The 16,599-nt window shown below is 71.0% G+C and carries 16 protein-coding genes and 1 tRNA gene; 3 read left to right on the top strand and 14 right to left on the bottom strand.

From position 1 onward, the window contains the following. Positions 1 to 123 precede the first annotated feature (123 nt). The 6 genes from ACQP0N_RS03880 to ACQP0N_RS03855 all read right to left on the bottom strand — a co-directional run bounded on the left by ACQP0N_RS03880 (position 124) and on the right by ACQP0N_RS03855 (position 4,822). A complete protein-coding gene (locus ACQP0N_RS03880; RefSeq protein WP_089017805.1) occupies positions 124 to 561 on the bottom strand; it encodes a hypothetical protein in 438 nt (145 codons plus the stop codon). A gap of 86 nt (positions 562 to 647) precedes the next feature. After that, positions 648 to 1,025, bottom strand: a complete 378-nt coding sequence (locus tag ACQP0N_RS03875; RefSeq protein WP_355048954.1) for a GntR family transcriptional regulator — start codon at positions 1,023 to 1,025, stop codon at positions 648 to 650. An 8-nt stretch (positions 1,026 to 1,033) separates the two neighbouring features. After that, a complete protein-coding gene (locus ACQP0N_RS03870) occupies positions 1,034 to 1,957 on the bottom strand; it encodes a YhjD/YihY/BrkB family envelope integrity protein (RefSeq protein ID WP_433117610.1) in 924 nt (307 codons plus the stop codon). A gap of 79 nt (positions 1,958 to 2,036) precedes the next feature. Continuing rightward, positions 2,037 to 2,606: a 2'-5' RNA ligase family protein gene (locus ACQP0N_RS03865; protein ID WP_433121404.1), complete on the bottom strand. Its 570-nt coding sequence runs from the start codon at positions 2,604 to 2,606 to the stop codon at positions 2,037 to 2,039. A gap of 26 nt (positions 2,607 to 2,632) precedes the next feature. Next, positions 2,633 to 3,658, bottom strand: a complete 1,026-nt coding sequence (gene trpS, locus ACQP0N_RS03860; RefSeq protein WP_433117608.1) for a tryptophan--tRNA ligase — start codon at positions 3,656 to 3,658, stop codon at positions 2,633 to 2,635. A 33-nt stretch (positions 3,659 to 3,691) separates the two neighbouring features. Further along, a complete protein-coding gene (locus ACQP0N_RS03855; protein WP_433117606.1) occupies positions 3,692 to 4,822 on the bottom strand; it encodes a hemolysin family protein in 1,131 nt (376 codons plus the stop codon). 224 nt (positions 4,823 to 5,046) lie between these two features. On the opposite strand from ACQP0N_RS03855, the gene galE reads away from it, so the two are divergent. Further along, on the top strand, positions 5,047 to 5,976 hold the full coding sequence (gene galE, locus ACQP0N_RS03850) for a UDP-glucose 4-epimerase GalE (protein ID WP_433121401.1): 930 nt from the start codon (positions 5,047 to 5,049) through the stop codon (positions 5,974 to 5,976). A gap of 51 nt (positions 5,977 to 6,027) precedes the next feature. Next, the gene (gene galK, locus ACQP0N_RS03845) at positions 6,028 to 7,197 is read left to right on the top strand and encodes a galactokinase (RefSeq protein ID WP_433117604.1); all 1,170 of its coding nucleotides are present in this window, start codon (positions 6,028 to 6,030) and stop codon (positions 7,195 to 7,197) included. A 203-nt stretch (positions 7,198 to 7,400) separates the two neighbouring features. Here galK and ACQP0N_RS03840 read toward each other — a convergent pair whose 3' ends face one another. From ACQP0N_RS03840 to ACQP0N_RS03805, 8 genes are all read right to left on the bottom strand, one after another. Continuing rightward, positions 7,401 to 8,714 (bottom strand): sulfate adenylyltransferase subunit 1, encoded by a 1,314-nt coding sequence (locus ACQP0N_RS03840; RefSeq protein WP_433117603.1) that lies wholly within the window; start codon positions 8,712 to 8,714, stop codon positions 7,401 to 7,403. Continuing rightward, positions 8,714 to 9,625 carry a sulfate adenylyltransferase subunit CysD gene (cysD, locus tag ACQP0N_RS03835; protein WP_433117601.1) on the bottom strand — a complete coding sequence of 304 codons (912 nt, stop codon included), beginning with the start codon at positions 9,623 to 9,625 and terminating at the stop codon, positions 8,714 to 8,716. The genes ACQP0N_RS03840 and cysD overlap by 1 nt, the downstream gene beginning before the upstream one ends. A gap of 65 nt (positions 9,626 to 9,690) precedes the next feature. Further along, entirely contained in the window at positions 9,691 to 10,521 is an 831-nt protein-coding gene (locus ACQP0N_RS03830; RefSeq protein ID WP_355048961.1) for an inositol monophosphatase family protein, read from the bottom strand. A 134-nt stretch (positions 10,522 to 10,655) separates the two neighbouring features. Then, a complete protein-coding gene (pth, locus tag ACQP0N_RS03825; protein ID WP_355048962.1) occupies positions 10,656 to 11,246 on the bottom strand; it encodes an aminoacyl-tRNA hydrolase in 591 nt (196 codons plus the stop codon). 91 nt (positions 11,247 to 11,337) lie between these two features. After that, entirely contained in the window at positions 11,338 to 12,036 is a 699-nt protein-coding gene (locus ACQP0N_RS03820) for a 50S ribosomal protein L25/general stress protein Ctc (RefSeq protein ID WP_433117598.1), read from the bottom strand. Positions 12,037 to 12,347: 311 nt separating this feature from the next. Continuing rightward, positions 12,348 to 13,328: a ribose-phosphate diphosphokinase gene (locus ACQP0N_RS03815; protein WP_355048964.1), complete on the bottom strand. Its 981-nt coding sequence runs from the start codon at positions 13,326 to 13,328 to the stop codon at positions 12,348 to 12,350. A 57-nt stretch (positions 13,329 to 13,385) separates the two neighbouring features. Further along, on the bottom strand, positions 13,386 to 14,888 hold the full coding sequence (glmU, locus tag ACQP0N_RS03810) for a bifunctional UDP-N-acetylglucosamine diphosphorylase/glucosamine-1-phosphate N-acetyltransferase GlmU (RefSeq protein ID WP_433121399.1): 1,503 nt from the start codon (positions 14,886 to 14,888) through the stop codon (positions 13,386 to 13,388). Between the two features lie 167 nt (positions 14,889 to 15,055). After that, a tRNA-Gln gene (locus ACQP0N_RS03805) sits at positions 15,056 to 15,127 on the bottom strand. Positions 15,128 to 15,503: 376 nt separating this feature from the next. Between ACQP0N_RS03805 and ACQP0N_RS03800 the strand changes: the two genes are divergently transcribed. Then, on the top strand, positions 15,504 to 16,469 hold the full coding sequence (locus ACQP0N_RS03800) for an acyl-CoA desaturase (RefSeq protein WP_433117596.1): 966 nt from the start codon (positions 15,504 to 15,506) through the stop codon (positions 16,467 to 16,469). Positions 16,470 to 16,599: the final 130 nt, after the last annotated feature.

The raw sequence follows: 16,599 nt of genomic DNA, 5'->3' as shown, positions 1-16,599 counted from the left end.
GCCGGCCCCTTGTGGTGGGGGGTGAGGTGCACCGGCGCCACGCGGAACGGATTCCGCGCGGCGCCGGTGTTCGTGTGACGCCCGTGGTGCGCTCCGGCCCCGGGCCCCCGACCGACGGTCGGGTCACTTCGCGGTGAGCAGCGCCGCGATCCGGGTGAAGCCGGCGCGCACCTCGGCCTCGTCCGGCGGCTCGGCGGGCTCGCCGTGACCCGCCTCGTCGGCTGCCGCGTCCAACTCCTCGTCGATCACGTCCTCGAAGTCCCCGTACAGGTCGGCCCCCTCGACCTGCCGGGCCTCGTCCTCGGCGGCCACCTGCGCGGCGGCGATCTCGCTGCGGATCTCGTCGGCCGACAGCGCCGGCAGCAGCGGTTCCACCACTGCCATCAACTGCTCCTCGGCCACCACCGCCTCGGCCAACGCCAACGCGTGCGGCCGTTCGTACGGCCCGCAGACCACCGGCTCCCACTCGTCCAGGTCACCGAGCGGCCCGAAGGTGATGATCCACGGCAGTCCGAGCATCGGCGAGTCGGCCGGCAGGTCCAGTGTCATGAGTGCGCCCACGGGCTCATCATGGTCCGCGAACGTGAGCGCCGGTGGCGTTCTGTTCAGTTACCGCCCATCCGGCGGCCGATGAGAGACCGGTCGGCTCAGTCGTGTCGGGTGGCGTCCAGGGCGGCCCGCACGAGAGCGACCGCACGGTCCGGGGACACGCCGAGCCGCCGCGCCTCGGCGGCGTACTCGACGGCGACCCGGTGCAGCCGGTCGACGGCGTCGTCCCGCCCGGGCGCGACGAAGGTGCCGTTGCGTCCCCGGGTCTGCAACAGGCCGGCCGCCTCCAGCTCCCGGTAGGCCCGCGCCACCGTGTTCGCGGCCAGTCGCAGGTCGGCCGCGAGCTGCCGGACGGTGGGCAGGCGGTTGCCCACCGGCAACCGGCCGTCGCCGATCAGCTCGGCGAGCTGCACACGGATCTGCTCGTACGGTGGCACCGGCGAGTCCTGGTCGACGGTGATCAGCACGTCGGACATCTCCACCCTCACCCCGCACCGCCCGGAGCGCCGGGGTCGGTGTCCTCGTCGACATCCACCGCGGGAGCGCCCTCCGCCAGGTCTACCACGCGCCCACTCCGGCTGGTCGCGAGCAGCGCCGCGCCGAACAGCACCAGTTGGTTCAGCAGGTAGAGGTAGAGCAGCAGACCGACCGCGCCGGCCACCACGGTGTACGCCGGGTTTCGCTCGGTGCGCACCACGTAGTACCGCCCGAGCGTGTTGAGCAGCGTGATGCCGACCGCGACCAGGAGCACCACCGGACGCAGCCGGGACCGGCTCATCCGCAGCCGGGGCACCGCGAGCAGCAGCGCGGTGGCGAGCACCGCGTTGACCAGCACGCTGAGGACGGCGCTGACGGTGGTCAGGCCGACCGACCCGGTGCTGCGCAGCAGGAAGCGCAGCAGCGATTCCAACGCGTCCACCGCCGCCACCGAGAGGCCGAGCAGCACGAAGACGCCGATCATCACCCCGAGGTCGACCAGCCGCCGGACCACGAGGTTGCCGGGCTGCTGGTTGAGCGCGTACATCAGCCGCTGCGAGGAGCGGATCGCCTCCACCCAGCCGATGCCGGTGAACACGAGGATGACCAGGCCGACCACACCGACCGTGCCGCTGGAGTTCGCGATCTGCTGCGCGTCCAGGAACGGCAGGTTCTCCTTCAGAAACCCGGACGCCGCCTCGCTGACCTCGTCGTTGTCCTCCAGGATCGCGCCGAAGACGGAGTACGCGACCAGGGCGAGAGCGAAGACGGCGAAGAAGCCGTAGTAGGCGATCGCCGCGGCGAGCCTTCCTGCCAACACGTCGGCGTAGAGCGTCCCGGCACGCCACACGTGGTCGAACAGGCCCGACCGGGCCCGCGCGGCACCCACCAAGCGGTCGATGCCCGCCTCGATCCGGCCGATCACGTTCACGCGATCATCCTCGCCGATCTCCCGCCGCCGTCCCGGCAACCAGTACAAGACCGCTCGCCAGCCGGCGCGCCGCCGAACGTCAGTCGCCGAGGCGGAAGTCCCGGCGGGGCTGCCACCGGGCCGGCCCACTGTGCGAGAACAGGGTGAACGCGTCGACCTCGAACATCGCGGAGAAGTCGGCCAGATCCTCGTACACCTTGTCCAACGCCTCCGGAGCGACGTCATGCGCGACGGTGACGTGCGGATGGTACGGGAAGCGGGTCTGGCGGTGCAGGCCCGGCGCGGCCGCGATGGCCGCGGCCAGCAACTCGCATTCGCTGATGCCGGCGGCCACCGCGACGAACACCACCTGGGTCACCGGCCGGAACGTGCCGGTCCCCCGCAGGTGCAGCGTGAACGGCAGGTGCGCGGCGGCCACCGCGGCGAGGTGCCGCTCGATGCCCGGCAGCACGTCGGTCGGGATCTCGGTCGGACCGAGCAGCGTCACGTGCGCGGGCACCGCGAGGGGATCACCCGCCTCGACCCGCCGCCGGGTGAGCTGCGCCCCCCACGGCTCCGGGATGTCCACCGCGATGCCGATCTGCACGGTGTCGCCCGACGGTGGCACCCCGCCACTGCGATCCACGCTCCGTGCCGCCACGTCGGCCACCGACTCGCCCACCCGTCCCCGCAGCGCTATTCGCCGCGCACCGGCGGGAAGAAACCGACCCGCTCGTACGCGGACCGCAGCGTCTGGCCGGCCACGGACCGGGCCTTCTCCGCGCCGGCGGCGAGCAGCTTGTCCAGTTGGGCGGGGTCGTCGAGGTACGTGCGCGTGCGCTCCTGGATGGGACGGACGAACTCCGCCACCTGATCGGCCAACTCCTTCTTGAGGTCGCCGTAGCCGCGACCGGCGAACGCGGACACCAGGTCGTCGATGCCACGCCCGCTGAGTGCCGAGTAGATGGTCAACAGGTTGGACACGCCCGGCTTGGTCTCGGCGTCGAAGACGATCTCCCGACCGGTGTCGGTCACCGCGGAGCGGATCTTCTTCGCCGAGCGGGCCGGGTCTTCCAGCAGGTCGATGATGCCGGCCGGCGAGGACGACGACTTGGACATCTTGGCCGTCGGGTCCTGCAGGTCGGTGATCTTCGCGGTGTCCTTGACGATGTGCGGCGCGGGGATCGTGAACGTCGCGCCGAACAGCGAGTTGAACCGCTGGGCCAGGTCGCGGGAGAGTTCCAGGTGCTGACGCTGGTCCTCGCCGACCGGCACCGCGTTGGCCTGGTAGAGCAGGATGTCGGCGGCCTGCAGGACCGGGTAGGTGAACAGCCCGACGCTGGCCCGCTCGTTGCCCTGCTTCTGGGACTTGTCCTTGAACTGGGTCATCCGGCTGGCCTCGCCGAAACCGGTGATGCAGCCGAGCACCCAGGCCAGCTGCGGGTGCTCGGGCACCTGCGACTGTACGAACAGGGTGCTGCGGTCCGGATCGATACCGACCGCGAAGAGCTGGGCGGCCGCCACCCTGGTCCGCTGGCGCAGCACCGCCGGATCATGACCGGCGGTGATCGCGTGCAGGTCCACCACGCAGTAGAACGCGTCGTGGGTGTCCTGCAGGGCCACCCAGTGCCGCACGGCTCCCAGGTAGTTGCCGAGGTGGAACGAGTCGGCCGTCGGCTGGATGCCGGAGAAGACGCGGGGTCGCTCGGGAACGTCGGGCATGACGATAATTCTGTCAGCAAGCATGCGGAGCCGTCATGACGGGCCGGCGCGTCGGCCCCGGCCAGCCGGTGTCGGGGCGCTGACCTCGCGTGTCCCGCCCGTCCCCGGCCGTGGGTCGCCCGGCCCGAGCGCGGTGCCCCGCTGCGGTCCCGCGCCCCGGTCCGCCTCGCGCTGATGGCCGACGGCGGGATCGCGCCGTTGCTCCGGCATCCGGGCCGCCGTCACCGCGAGCCGGGCGACCCGGCGTCCGTCCAGGGCCAGTACGCGCAGCAGCCAACCGTCGGCCGGTGCCGCCGGATCGGGCGCGCCGCCGTCGGGCGGCTCGCCGGGCACCGGCACCTCGTCGCCGGTCAGCGGCAGGCGGCCCAGGACGGCCATCACGTACCCGCCGACGGTCTCGTACGGACCGGCGGGGAGCGCCACACCGGTCCGCTCGGCGAAGTCGGCGAGGTTGAGTCGGCCGTCGACCACGGCCGGCAGGCCGGCGTGGCTCGGGTCGGGCGGCCTGCCGTACCCGTCGTGGATCTCTCCGACGAGTTCCTCGATCAGGTCCTCCAGGGTGACGATGCCGGCGGTTCCGCCGTACTCGTCGACCACCACCGCCAGGTGGTGCCCTTCCCGGCGCATCTCGGTCAGCGCGGCCAGGACCCGCTTGCTCCCCGGCACCTGCTTGACCTCGCGGGTCAGCTCGCCCACGGTGGCGCAGGGGTCGGCGTCCGGACGGAGCAGTACGTCCCGCAGGTGCACGAACCCGACCACGTCGTCCTGGGTGCCGTCGGTGACCGGGTAACGGGAGTGCGTCTCGGCCCGTACCAGCCGGGCGGCCTCGGCGATGGTCAGCCGAGCCGGCAGGAAGACCACCTCGGTGCGGGGCATCATCACCTCGCGGACGAGGCTCGCCCCGGCCACCAGCACCTCGTCGATGATCCGCCGCTCGTCCGGGTCGAGCACCGTGTTGACCGCCACGAGGTCCCGCAGCTCGGCCTCGGAGATGCGTTCCCGGCCGGCCGCCGGGCCGGTACCGAGCAGATCGGTGACGAGGCGGGTCGCGCCGTCGGCGGTGCGCACCAGCACCCGGGCGACGGCCCGCGCGAGCGGCCCGGGGTCACGGCGGGACCGTTTCCGCACCCGCCGCCGGAGCCCGGAACGGGCTGCTTCCCGCATGAAAGAGATGGTAGACACCGGGTGCCCGCCGCACCGGAGATGTTCGGCTCTGTTTAAACGTGAGAGATTATGATGGAATGGCGTGCGGCGCGATCCACACCGCTCCCGAGCGCCGCCGTAGGGTGATCACCAAGGGCCACGTCCCGGCGGGCCAGGCAGGAGGCAACGACGTGAAACTGCTCGTCACCGGGGGCGCCGGCTTCATCGGCAGCGTGGTGACCCGGATGCTGCTCGACGCCGGGCACCAGGTCGTGGTCCTGGACGACCTGCGCACCGGTCACCGCGAGGCGCTCGCTCCGGACGCGACGCACGTCGAGGCGTCCATTCACGACGCCGCCCAGGTCCTCACCCCCGACGCCGGCTTCGACGGGGTGCTGCACTTCGCCGCCCTCATCGCCGCCGGCGAGTCGATGGTGAAACCCGAGCTGTACTGGGAGAACAACACGGTCGGCACGCTCGCCCTGATCAACGCGGTCCGGGCCGCCCGGGTCCCCCGGATGGTCTTCTCCTCCACCGCCGCCGTCTACGGCAACCCCACCGAGCTGCCGATCACCGAGACCGCGGTCAAGGCGCCCACCAACACGTACGGCGCCACCAAGCTCGCGGTCGACATGGCGCTCACCTCCGAGGCCGCCGCGCACGGGCTGGCCGCCGTGTCCCTGCGCTACTTCAACGTGGCCGGAGCGCACCTCGCCGGCGACGTCGCGCTCGGCGAGCGGCACGACCCGGAGACACACCTCATCCCGATCGCCCTGGAGGTCGCGGCCGGCCGGCGGGAGAAGCTCCAACTCTTCGGCGACGACTACCCGACCGTGGACGGCACCTGCGTACGCGACTACATCCACGTCGCCGACCTCGCCCGCGCGCACCTGCTCGCGCTGGACGCCGCCACCGCGGGCCAGCACCGCATCTACAACCTCGGCAACGGAAACGGCTTCACCAACCGCCAGGTGGTCGACGTGGTCCGCGAGGTCACCGGCCACCAGCTCCCGGTCGAGGTCGCGCCGCGCCGCGAGGGCGACCCGGCCGAACTGGTCGCCTCGTCCGCGCTGGCCCGTGACGAACTGGGTTGGGTGCCGCGCAAGCCCACCCTGCACGACATGGTCGGCGACGCCTGGGCCTTCTACCGCGCACACGTCCTGGAGCAGTCGTGAGCGCCGGGAGTGAGCCGGGTCTGCGGGCCCCGCAGTCGCGAAGGAGGCACCATGACCAGCCCCACCGGTGACGTCGTCGAGCGGGCCGCCGCCGGCTTCACCGAGCGGTACGACGCCTCGGCCGCCGGCCTCTGGGCCGCGCCCGGTCGGGTCAACCTGATCGGCGAGCACACCGACTACAACGACGGGTTCGTGCTGCCGTTCGCGCTTCCCATGCGTACCGTGGTCGCCGCCGACCGGCGGGACGACGAACGCTGGACGGTCTGGTCCGAGCTCTCCGGCGAGACGATCACCTTCGACGCGGACGACGTGACCGAGCCCGGCCGGGTGACCGGCTGGGGCGCGTACGTGGCCGGGGTGGTCTGGGCGCTGCGCGACGCCGGCCACGCGGTGCCCGGCGCCCGGCTGGCCATCGCCTCCGACGTGCCGCTGGGTTCCGGGCTCTCCTCGTCTGCCGCGCTCGAGTCCGCCGTGCTCGCCGCCCTGCTCGACCTCGCTGGGCTGGAGCTGCCCGCCGAGCGGCAGCCCCGGCTGGCGCAGCGGGCGGAGAACGTCTACGTGGGCGCGCCGACCGGCATCATGGACCAGTCCGCGGTGATCCGCTGCCGCGCCGGGCACGCGCTCTTCCTCGACTGCCGCGACGAGTCCGTCGAGCACATCCCGTTCGACCTGGACGCCGCCGGGCTGACCGTGCTGGTCATCGACAGCCGCGCGCCGCACCGGCACGCCGATGGTGAGTACGCTGCCCGCCGCCGCTCCTGCGAGGCCGCCGCCAAGGCGCTCGGGGTGCCCGCGCTGCGCGACGTGAGCGTCGACGGGCTCGACGCCGCCCTGGCCCGGCTCGACGACGCCGAGACCCGGCGCCGGGTCCGGCACGTGGTCACCGAGGACCAGCGCGTGCTCGACACCGTCGCGCTGTTGCGCGCCGGCCGGGTCCGGGACATCGGCCCGCTGCTCACCGCCTCGCACGTCTCGATGCGCGACGACTTCGAGATCACCGTGCCGGAGATCGACACGGCGGTCGAGGCGGCGCTGTCGGCCGGCGCGTTGGGCGCGCGCATGACGGGCGGCGGATTCGGAGGCTGCGTCCTCGCCCTGGTCGACACCGACCGCGTCGAAGCGGTGGCCGAGGCAGTCAGGATCGCCTACGCCGAACGCGATTACACGCCCCCCACCACGACCCCGGTCCTGCCCTCCCCCGGCGCAACCCGCCTGCCCTAACCCCCTGTCGTCGACTCGGTGATCAAGAGGTTTGCGTCAAGATCCGCGCTCGGACTGACGCAAACCTCTTGATCAACCGGCGGTTCGGGGGTGAGGCGGGATGATCGTGCTTGTTCATGGAAGTAGTGGCCTTCCCATTCGGGGAGGCCACTACTTCATGGATCGAGCGCGATCTTGGCGGCGCGAGCGGGCGCGGGATGGGGTTAGGCGGCTTCGACGATCATGGCGGCGCCTACCGTGCGGTTGGTGGTCTCGTCGATGATGACGAAGCCGCCCGTCGTACGGTTGCGGCGGTACTCGTCGGCCAGCAACGGCACCGTCGTGCGCAGCCGGACCCGACCGATCTCGTTGAGCCGCAGCTCGTCCGCCGACTCGTCACGGTGCAGCGAGTTGATGTCCAACCGGTAGTGCAGCCCGCGCACGATCGCCCGCGCCGAGCGGGTGGTGTGCTTGATCGCGTACCGGCCACCGACCCGCAGCGGGGCCGTCTCGTCCATCCAGCAGACCATCGCCTCGATGTCCTGGGCGACGGCGGGCGCGTTGTTCGGCCGGCAGATCATGTCGCCCCGGGAGATGTCGATCTCGTCGGCCAGCCGTACCGTCACCGACATGGGCGGGAACGCCTCCGCGACCGGCCCGTCGGCGGTCTCGACGGCGGCGATCCGGCTGGTGAAGCCGGACGGCAGCACCATCACCTCGTCGCCCGGCTTGAGCACGCCCGAGGCTACCTGGCCGGCGTAGCCCCGGTAGTCGGTGACCGTGGTCGACTGCGGACGGATCACGTACTGCACCGGGAACCGGACGTCGACCAGGTTGCGGTCACTGGCGATGTGCACCCGCTCCAGGTGGTGCAGCAGCGACGGGCCCTCGTACCACGGCATGTTCTCCGACCGGGCCACGATGTTGTCGCCCCGCAGCGCGGAGATCGGCACCACCGTCAGGTCCGGTACGTCGAGCTTCGCCGCGAACGCGGTGAACTCGTCGGCGATCCGCTCGTAGACCTCCTGCGACCAGTCCACCAGGTCCATCTTGTTGACGCACAGGACGAGGTGCGGCACCCGCAGCAGCGAGCAGAGGAACGCGTGCCGCCGGGACTGCTCGACCAGGCCCTTGCGCGCGTCCACCAGGATCAACGCCAGGTCGGCCGTGGAAGCGCCGGTGACCATGTTCCGGGTGTACTGGATGTGCCCGGGAGTGTCCGCGATGATGAACTTGCGCCGGGGCGTGGCGAAGTAGCGGTACGCCACGTCGATCGTGATGCCCTGCTCCCGCTCGGCGCGCAGGCCGTCGGTGAGCAGCGCGAGGTTGGTGTACTCGTCGCCCCGGGCCGCGCTGACCGCCTCCACCGCCTCCAACTGGTCGGTGAAGAGCGACTTGGTGTCGTACAGCAGCCGGCCGATCAGGGTCGACTTGCCGTCGTCCACGCTGCCGGCGGTCGCGAACCGCAGCAGGTCCATCGCCCGCGCCTCGGGCGCGGTCTCGGCGCCGGCGGCCGGGGCCATGATCTCGGTGCTCATCAGAAGTAGCCCTCCCGCTTACGGTCCTCCATGGCGGCCTCGCTGACCCGGTCGTCACCACGGGTCGCGCCCCGCTCGGTGATCCGGGTGGCCGCCACCTCCTCGATGACCTTCTCCACGGTGTCCGCGTCCGAGCGGACGGCCGCGGTGCAGGAGGCGTCGCCGACGGTGCGGTACCGCACCTGGGCCTTGAACCGCTCCTCGCCGGCGCGCGGCCGGAAGAACTCGTTGACCGCGTAGAGCATGCCCTCGCGCTCGATCACCTCACGCTCGTGCGCGTAGTAGATCGACGGCAGCGGGATGCGCTCGCTGGCGATGTAGTGCCAGACGTCCAGCTCGGTCCAGTTGGACAGCGGAAAGACCCGGATCGACTCGCCCGGGTGGTGCCGGCCGTTGTAGAGCGACCACAGCTCCGGACGCTGGTTCTTCGGGTCCCACTGGCCGAACTCGTCGCGGAAGCTGAACACCCGCTCCTTGGCCCGTGCCTTCTCCTCGTCCCGGCGGGCGCCACCGAACAGCGCGTCGAAGCGGTGCTTCTCCACCGCGTCCAGCAGCACGGGCGTCTGGATCCGGTTGCGCATGCCGTCGCCCGACTCCCGGACCAGCCCGTTGGTCAGGGCCTCCGGCACGCTCGCCACCACGAGCTGCAACCCCAGCTCGGCGACCCGCTGATCGCGGTATTCGAGCACCTCGGGGAAGTTGTGCCCGGTGTCGACGTGCATGACGGGGAAGGGGATGTTGGCCGGAGCGAACGCCTTCTGCGCCAACCGCAGCATGACGATCGAGTCCTTGCCGCCGGAGAAGAGCAGCACCGGACGTTCCATCTCGGCGACAACCTCACGCATCACGAAGATGCTCTCCGCCTCGAGGGCGTCCAGGTGGGAGACGCGGTAGGCCGCGGGGGAGGTCATGACACTCGCTCGCTCATCCGATTTCCAGACCTTTCCGGTCGGACATGTCAAGAAGTGCGCTCAGGCTACCCGGAATGCCTCTGCAGCGCTGCAAGCAACCGGCTGGCGAGATCCTTGCGACAGACCAGCAGGTCCGGCAGGCGCGGATCCGCCTCGTTGTATCGAAGCGCAGAACCGTCGATCCGGGAAGCGTGCAGTCCGGTGGCCGTCGCCACAGCCACCGGCGCCGCCGAATCCCACTCGTACTGCCCGCCGGCATGGATGTACGCGTCCACCTCGCCGGTCACCACCGCAGCGATCTTCGCCCCGGCGGAACCCATCGGCACCAGGTGCGCGCCCACGTCCTCGGCCAGATCGGTGAGGAACACCGGCGGTCGACTCCGACTCGCCGCCAGCCGGATCTTGCGCTCACCAGCCGTCGCCGCCTCGACCGTCATCGGCGGGTACGCCGGCGGATAGTCGGTGCCCAACACCCGGTGCTGCGCCGGCAACCCCACCGCACCGGCGACCAGCCCGTGCGGGCTCGGCGCGCTCCGCGCCCAGAGCGCCACGTGCACCGCCCAGTCCGAGCGGCCCTCCTCGGCGAACTCGCGGGTGCCGTCCAACGGGTCGATGATCCAGACCCGGTCGGCGGTCAGCCGGGACACCGCCCCGGCGTTCACCTCCGCCGCCCAGGCCAACCGCGAGCCCTCGTCCTCCTCGGAGAGCACCGCGTCCCCCGGCCGCCACCGCGCCAACTCCGTACGGATCAGGTCGTGCGACACCTTGTCCCCGGCCGACTTCAGCGCCCCGGTGTCCGAGAAGCCCATCTCCGTACGCAGGTCCAGCAGCGCCTGACCGGCCCGGGAGGCCAACCACCGGGCGAACGCCCCGTCGATCATCGGAGGACTGCCCATCTGCCCGCTCCCGTCGCCTCGCCGCGGCCGTGCCCGCACGCACCGATCGGCCGCGACCCGCGTCGCCGGTCACGGCACGCCGAAAGGCGCAGACTACCGGCCCGGCGTTTCCAATCCGGTACGCACCGCCCGACTCAACCCCCGTGATACAGGTTCTGGGTCGGCTCCACGCCCTTGACGATCACCGACTCCACCACGTCGGCAGCCCGGTCCACCAGGAAATCGAGCTCCTTGCGCTCCGCCGCGCCGAAATCCGACAGCACGAAGTCCGCCGGATCCTGCCGCCCCGGCGGGCGACCCACCCCGAACCGCACCCGGACGTAGTCCTTCGTGCCCAACGACTTCGACATCGAACGCAGACCGTTGTGCCCGCCCTCGCCGCCACCGAACTTGATCCGCACCTGGCCGAACTCGATGTCCAGCTCGTCGTGCACCGCGACCACCTGCGCCGGAGGCACCTTGTAGAACTGCGACAGCGCCGCCACCGGCCCACCGGAGAGGTTCATGTACGTCAGTGGCTTCACCAGCACCAGCTTCGGACCACCGAACCCCAGCCGCCCCTCCGCGACCTCGGCCACCGCCCGCTTGTGCCGACCGAACCGCGCGCCGACACGCCCCGCCAGCAGCTCGGCCACCATGAAACCGACATTGTGCCGGTTCCCGGCGTACTCCCGCCCCGGGTTGCCCAGGCCGACCACCAGCCACGGTCCCGCCTCGTCCGTCACGATCCGCCCCTCAAAACGTCTGCGCCGACTCCCGATACACCGACAGGCGCCCCCGAAGCTCGGGGACGCCTGCCAGCAGAGTACGAACCGATCAGGCCTCGGTACGCGCCTCGGTGTTCTCGTCGCCCTCGGCGGCCGGGGCGGCGTCCGCGCCCTCGGAGCCCTCGGTGGTCTCGCCGACCTCGGCCTCGGCCTCGTCGGTGGCCGCCTCGACCTCGGGCAGCGTCGCCTCGAGCTGCTCCGCCGTCGGCGCGGCGGTCACCGAGGCGACCGGCAGTTCGGAGTCGGCGGCCAGCTCCACGCCGGAGGGCAGCTCGACGTCGCCGGCGGTGATCGTGGTGCCCGCCTCGGCGCCCTCGATCGACGCCTCCAGGTGGTCCGGCACCTTGGTGGCGTCGGCGGTCACCGAGAGGGTGTCGTGGTCGTGCACGATCAGGGTGTCCTTCGCGGCCTCACCGGTCAGCTGAACCGGGACCTCGACGGTGACCTTCTCGCCGCGGCGGACCAGCAGCAGGTCCACGTGCTCGAAGGTGTCCTTGATCGGGTCACGCTGGATCGCCTTCGGCAGCGCCAGCACCTGGGTGCCGTCGGTGATGTCGATCGCGAAGAGCTGGTTGGCGCCACCCTTGCGGATCGCGGCGGCGAACTCCCGCGACGGCAGCGCGATGTGCTTGGGCTTCTCGCCGTGGCCGTACAGCACGGCGGGCACCTTGCCGGCCCGGCGGGTACGACGGGCACCACCCTTGCCGAACTCGGTGCGGGGCTCGGCGCTGATCTTTACCTCGGACACGGGGAAACTCCTGATGCTTCGCTGCGGCGGCTTGTCGTCTGGCGGTGCTGGGGCGAGGGGCTCGCTGGGGCTCATGCGTCATGAACGACTGCCCGGAGCACCGCGTCGATGACGGTGCCTCCGTGCGGCGCTCTTCAGCGGCCCGCCGGGCACCCTCGCCGTGGCAACCGCACCAGTCTACCCGAGCCAATTCCCAGGTTTCCGGCAGTCCCCGGTCACGGCACCGGACTGATCCGCCGGCGGTGTTTCCCGCTGGCGGATCAGCCCGTTTCGACCAGTTTGTCAGCTCTGCCGGCCGGACCTGACCCGGTTCAGCTCAGACCACCGAACAGGGTGGTCACCGAGCCGTCGTCGAACACCTCGCGGATCGCCCGCGCCAGCAGCGGCGCGATCGACAGGACGGTCAACTTGTCGAGCTGCTTCTCGGGCGGCAACGGCAGCGTGTTGGTCACCACGACCTCGCTGATCGGGCTGTTCTTCAACCGCTCCGTGGCCGGGTCGGACAGGAGCGCGTGGGTGGACGCCACCACGATCTCCGCCGCCCCCGACTCCTTGAGGATGTCCGCCGCCTTCGTGATCGTCCCACCCGTGTCGATCATGTCGTCGACGATCAGGCAGACCCGACCCTCCACCTCACCGACCACCCGGTTGGCCACCACCTGGTTCGGCTTCATCGGGTCACGGGTCTTGTGGATGAACGCCAACGGGCAGCCGCCCAGCCGGTCGGTCCACCGCTCGGCCACCCGCACCCGGCCCGAATCCGGCGCCACCACGGTCATCGGCCGACCCGCGTACCTGTGCTCCACATACTCGGCGAGCACGTCCATCGCGAAGAGGTGATCCACCGGCCCGTCGAAGAAGCCCTGGATCTGCGCGGTGTGCAGGTCGACCGTGAGGATCCGGTTCGCACCGGCGGTCTTCAGCAGGTCCGCCACCAGGCGGGCCGAGATCGGCTCCCGGCCACGGTGCTTCTTGTCCTGCCGCGCGTACGGGTAGAACGGCAGCACCACGGTGATCCGCTTCGCCGAACCGCGCTTCAACGCGTCGACCATGATCAGGGTCTCCATGACCCAGGTGTTCACTCCGTGCGTCACGGACTGCACCACGAAGGCGTCCGAACCACGCACCGAATCCTTGAACCGTACGAAGATCTCGCCGTTGGCGAACTCGTACGCGTCAGCCGGCGTCGGTGCCACGCCGAGCACCTCGCCGATCTCCTTGGCCAACTCCGGGAAACCCCGTCCGGAGAAGAGCATCAGGCTCTTGCGGTTTTCGGCGACGATGCTGCCCATGGGCCCGTCTGCTCCCGTTTGTCGGCGGTTCCCGGCCCGGTGGTGGTGGGTCGGGGACTATTCGGTTGCAGTATCTCCCGCGCCGGACGCACCGCCCACCGTCTCGGCCCGCCCGTGCATTGCCTCACTGTCACTTGCGGTCCCGGCCGCCTCCGACGCACCCTTCGCGTCGCTGGATCGCCGCGCATCCTTCGCGTCGCGGGCACGCTGCGCGGCCTCGGCCGCCGCCGTACCGGCCCGCCGCATCATCACCCAGCCCTCGATGTTGCGCTGCCGTGCCCGGGCGACACCCATCGCGCCCGGCGGCACGTCGTCCACGATCACCGAACCAGCCGCCGTGTACGCGCCGTCGCCCACCTCGACCGGCGCCACGAACATGTTGTCCGCGCCGGTTCGGGCGTGGCTGCCGATCACCGTACGGTGCTTGTTGACCCCGTCGTAGTTCACGAAGACCGACGCGGCGCCGATGTTGCTCTGCTCGCCGATCGTCGCGTCACCCACGTAGGTCAGGTGCGGCACCTTCGAGCCCGCCCCGATCTCGGAGTTCTTCACCTCGACGAACGTGCCGATCTTCGCCTTGTCCGCGAGGCGCGCGGCAGGCCGCAGGTACGCGTACGGCCCGACACTCGCGCCCGCGCCCACCTCGGCGCCGACCGCGTGGCTGCGTACCACCGACGCGCCCTCGCCGACGATGGTGTCGACAAGCGTGACGTCCGGCCCGACCAGCGCGCCCGCGCCGACCACCGTGGCACCGCGCAGCTGGGTGTTCTGGTCGACCACCGCGTCGCGGTCCAGAGCCACCGTCACGTCGATCCAGGTGGTCACCGGATCGAGCAGACTCACTCCGGTACGCATCCACGCCTCGTTGACCCGGTCGCGCAGCAGCCGGCGCAGCGACGCCAACTCCACCCGGTCGTTGCAGCCCAGCGTCTCGACATGGTCGACGGCCACGTGCACCGCGACCGGCTCGCCGGCGGAGCGGAGCAGGCCGAACACGTCGGTCAGGTACTCCTCGCCCTGGTCGTTGTCCGTGGAGAGCTTGCCCAGGGCGTCGCGCAGCCGGGCCGCGTCGAAGGCGTAGATGCCGGCGTTGATCTCGCGGATCGCGCGCTGCGTCGCGTCGGCGTCGCGCTCCTCGACGATCTGCTCCAGCCGGCCGTCGGCGTCCCGGACGATCCGCCCCAGCCCGGTCGGGTCGGGCACCTCGGCGGCCAGCACGGTGGCCGCCGCGGCGGCCTCCTCGTGCGCGGTCACCAGCGCGCCCACGGTCTCCGGGCGCAGCAACGGCACGTCTCCGTTGATCACCACGACGGTGCCGGCGCCCTCCGGCACGGCGTCCAGCGCGATCCGCACGGCATGCCCGGTGCCGAGCTGCTCGGCCTGCAGGACGGGCGTGGCGTCGGGGGCTATCTCGGTGAGGTGCGCACCAACCTGGTCGGCGCCGTGACCCACCACGACGACGGTCCGATCGGCGGCCAGCGGCGCGGCCGCGCTCAACACGTGGCCCAGCAGGGTACGACCGAGCAGGGGGTGCAGCACCTTGGGCAGTGTCGACTTCATCCGCTTGCCCTCACCGGCGGCGAGTACGACGACGGTACGAAGGTGGGGCTGGGGCACGACGTGGCTCCCGTCGGGACGGCGGACACTCTCGCGGCCATGCTAACCACGAGGCCCGGCACGGTTCCCTCTTACCCCCAGGAGAACCTAAAGCGGACTTATAGGGATAGCTCGGCCGCCAGGGTTCGAACCTGAAATACGGGTACCAAAGACCCGGGTGTTGCCAATTACACCACGGCCGATCGCATCGTCAAGAAGGACGACGCGGCAGGAGCGCGTCCCGCCGCTACACCTTAACGCCCGACCCCGCCGACGCCAGCACTCATATCCCTCAAGATCCCCTCGATCGTCCACGCCCGTGGCGCTGGCGGCACCCGCTCAGGAGACATTGGAGACGGTCGCGCCCGATGTCGCAGCGGGCCTGCATCAGCGCGACGGGAAGCCGCTCAACGGTACGCACGAGAGCCACCTCGACGGCGAGCGAATCGGTCATGACCAGCAGGTTGGTACGGGCGTACGACGCTTCTTCGAAAGTTCCTCGTGCGATCTACCGGACCGTAAGTTACGGTGACGTAGGCGTAGGTTAGTGATCTTTTCCCCTTCCCCCTGCGAGGTGTCATGTCCACCACCGTGCTCGAACCCAACACCACCGGCCCCGGCCCGAAACCGCTCACCGACGGCACCCAGTCCCCCGGGATCCTGGCCGCTCTGTGGGCGTTCGTCGTGATCCCCTTCGTCGCGCTGCTGGTCGCCGTGCCCGTCGCCTGGGGCGGCTGGCTGGGCTGGACGGACGTGATCATCGGCCTGGTCTGGTACGTGGTCTCCGGGCTCGGCATCACGGTGGGTTTCCACCGCTACTTCACGCACGGCTCGTTCAAGGCCAAGCGGTGGCTGCGGGTGACCCTGGCGGTCGCGGGTTCGCTGGCGGTGCAGGGCGAGATCATCCAGTGGGTGGCCGACCACCGACGGCACCACGCGTTCTCCGATCTGGAGGGTGACCCGCACTCGCCGTGGCGGTTCGGCACGAACGTCTGGGCGCTGACCCGGGGCCTGTTCCACGCCCACGTGGGCTGGCTGTTCCGCCGCGAGTTGTCCAACCGGGAGCGTTTCGCTCCGGACCTGATCGCCGACCGGGACATCAGCCGGGTGGACCGGCTCTTCCCCGCGCTGGTGGCCGTCTCGTTGCTCGGCCCGGCGCTGATCGGGGGCCTGGTGACCTGGTCCTGGCAGGGCGCGCTCACCGCGTTCTTCTGGGCCGGGCTGGTCCGGGTAGGCCTTCTGCACCACGTCACCTGGGCGATCAACTCGGTCTGCCACGTGTACGGCGAGCGTCCGTTCGCGATGCGTCAGGGAGACCGCGCGTCGAACTTCTGGCCGCTGGCGATCCTGTCGTTCGGTGAGAGCTGGCACAACCTGCACCACGCCGACCCGACCAGCGCGCGGCACGGTGTGCTGCGGGGTCAGGTGGACATCTCGGCGCGGGTGATCTGGCTGTTCGAGAAGGTCGGTGCGGCATCGCAGGTGCGCTGGCCCAAGCCCGAGCGCCTCGCCGCCAAGCTCGTGAAGCCGGTCGCACCCCGGTAAAGCGGGCGGTGCCACGGGATCCCGCCTGGCAGGATGGCCGGATGACCGAGCGACGCGGGGGGACCGGACGGCTCGGCGGACGAGGGCCGGGCCCGATCCGGGTTTGGTCGCACGGCACGGCAGGGCGGTC

It is taken from the genome of Micromonospora sp. CA-246542 (assembly GCF_050942905.1).
Taxonomy (GTDB): domain Bacteria; phylum Actinomycetota; class Actinomycetes; order Mycobacteriales; family Micromonosporaceae; genus Micromonospora.
This window is presented reverse-complemented; position numbering and strand designations above follow the sequence as displayed.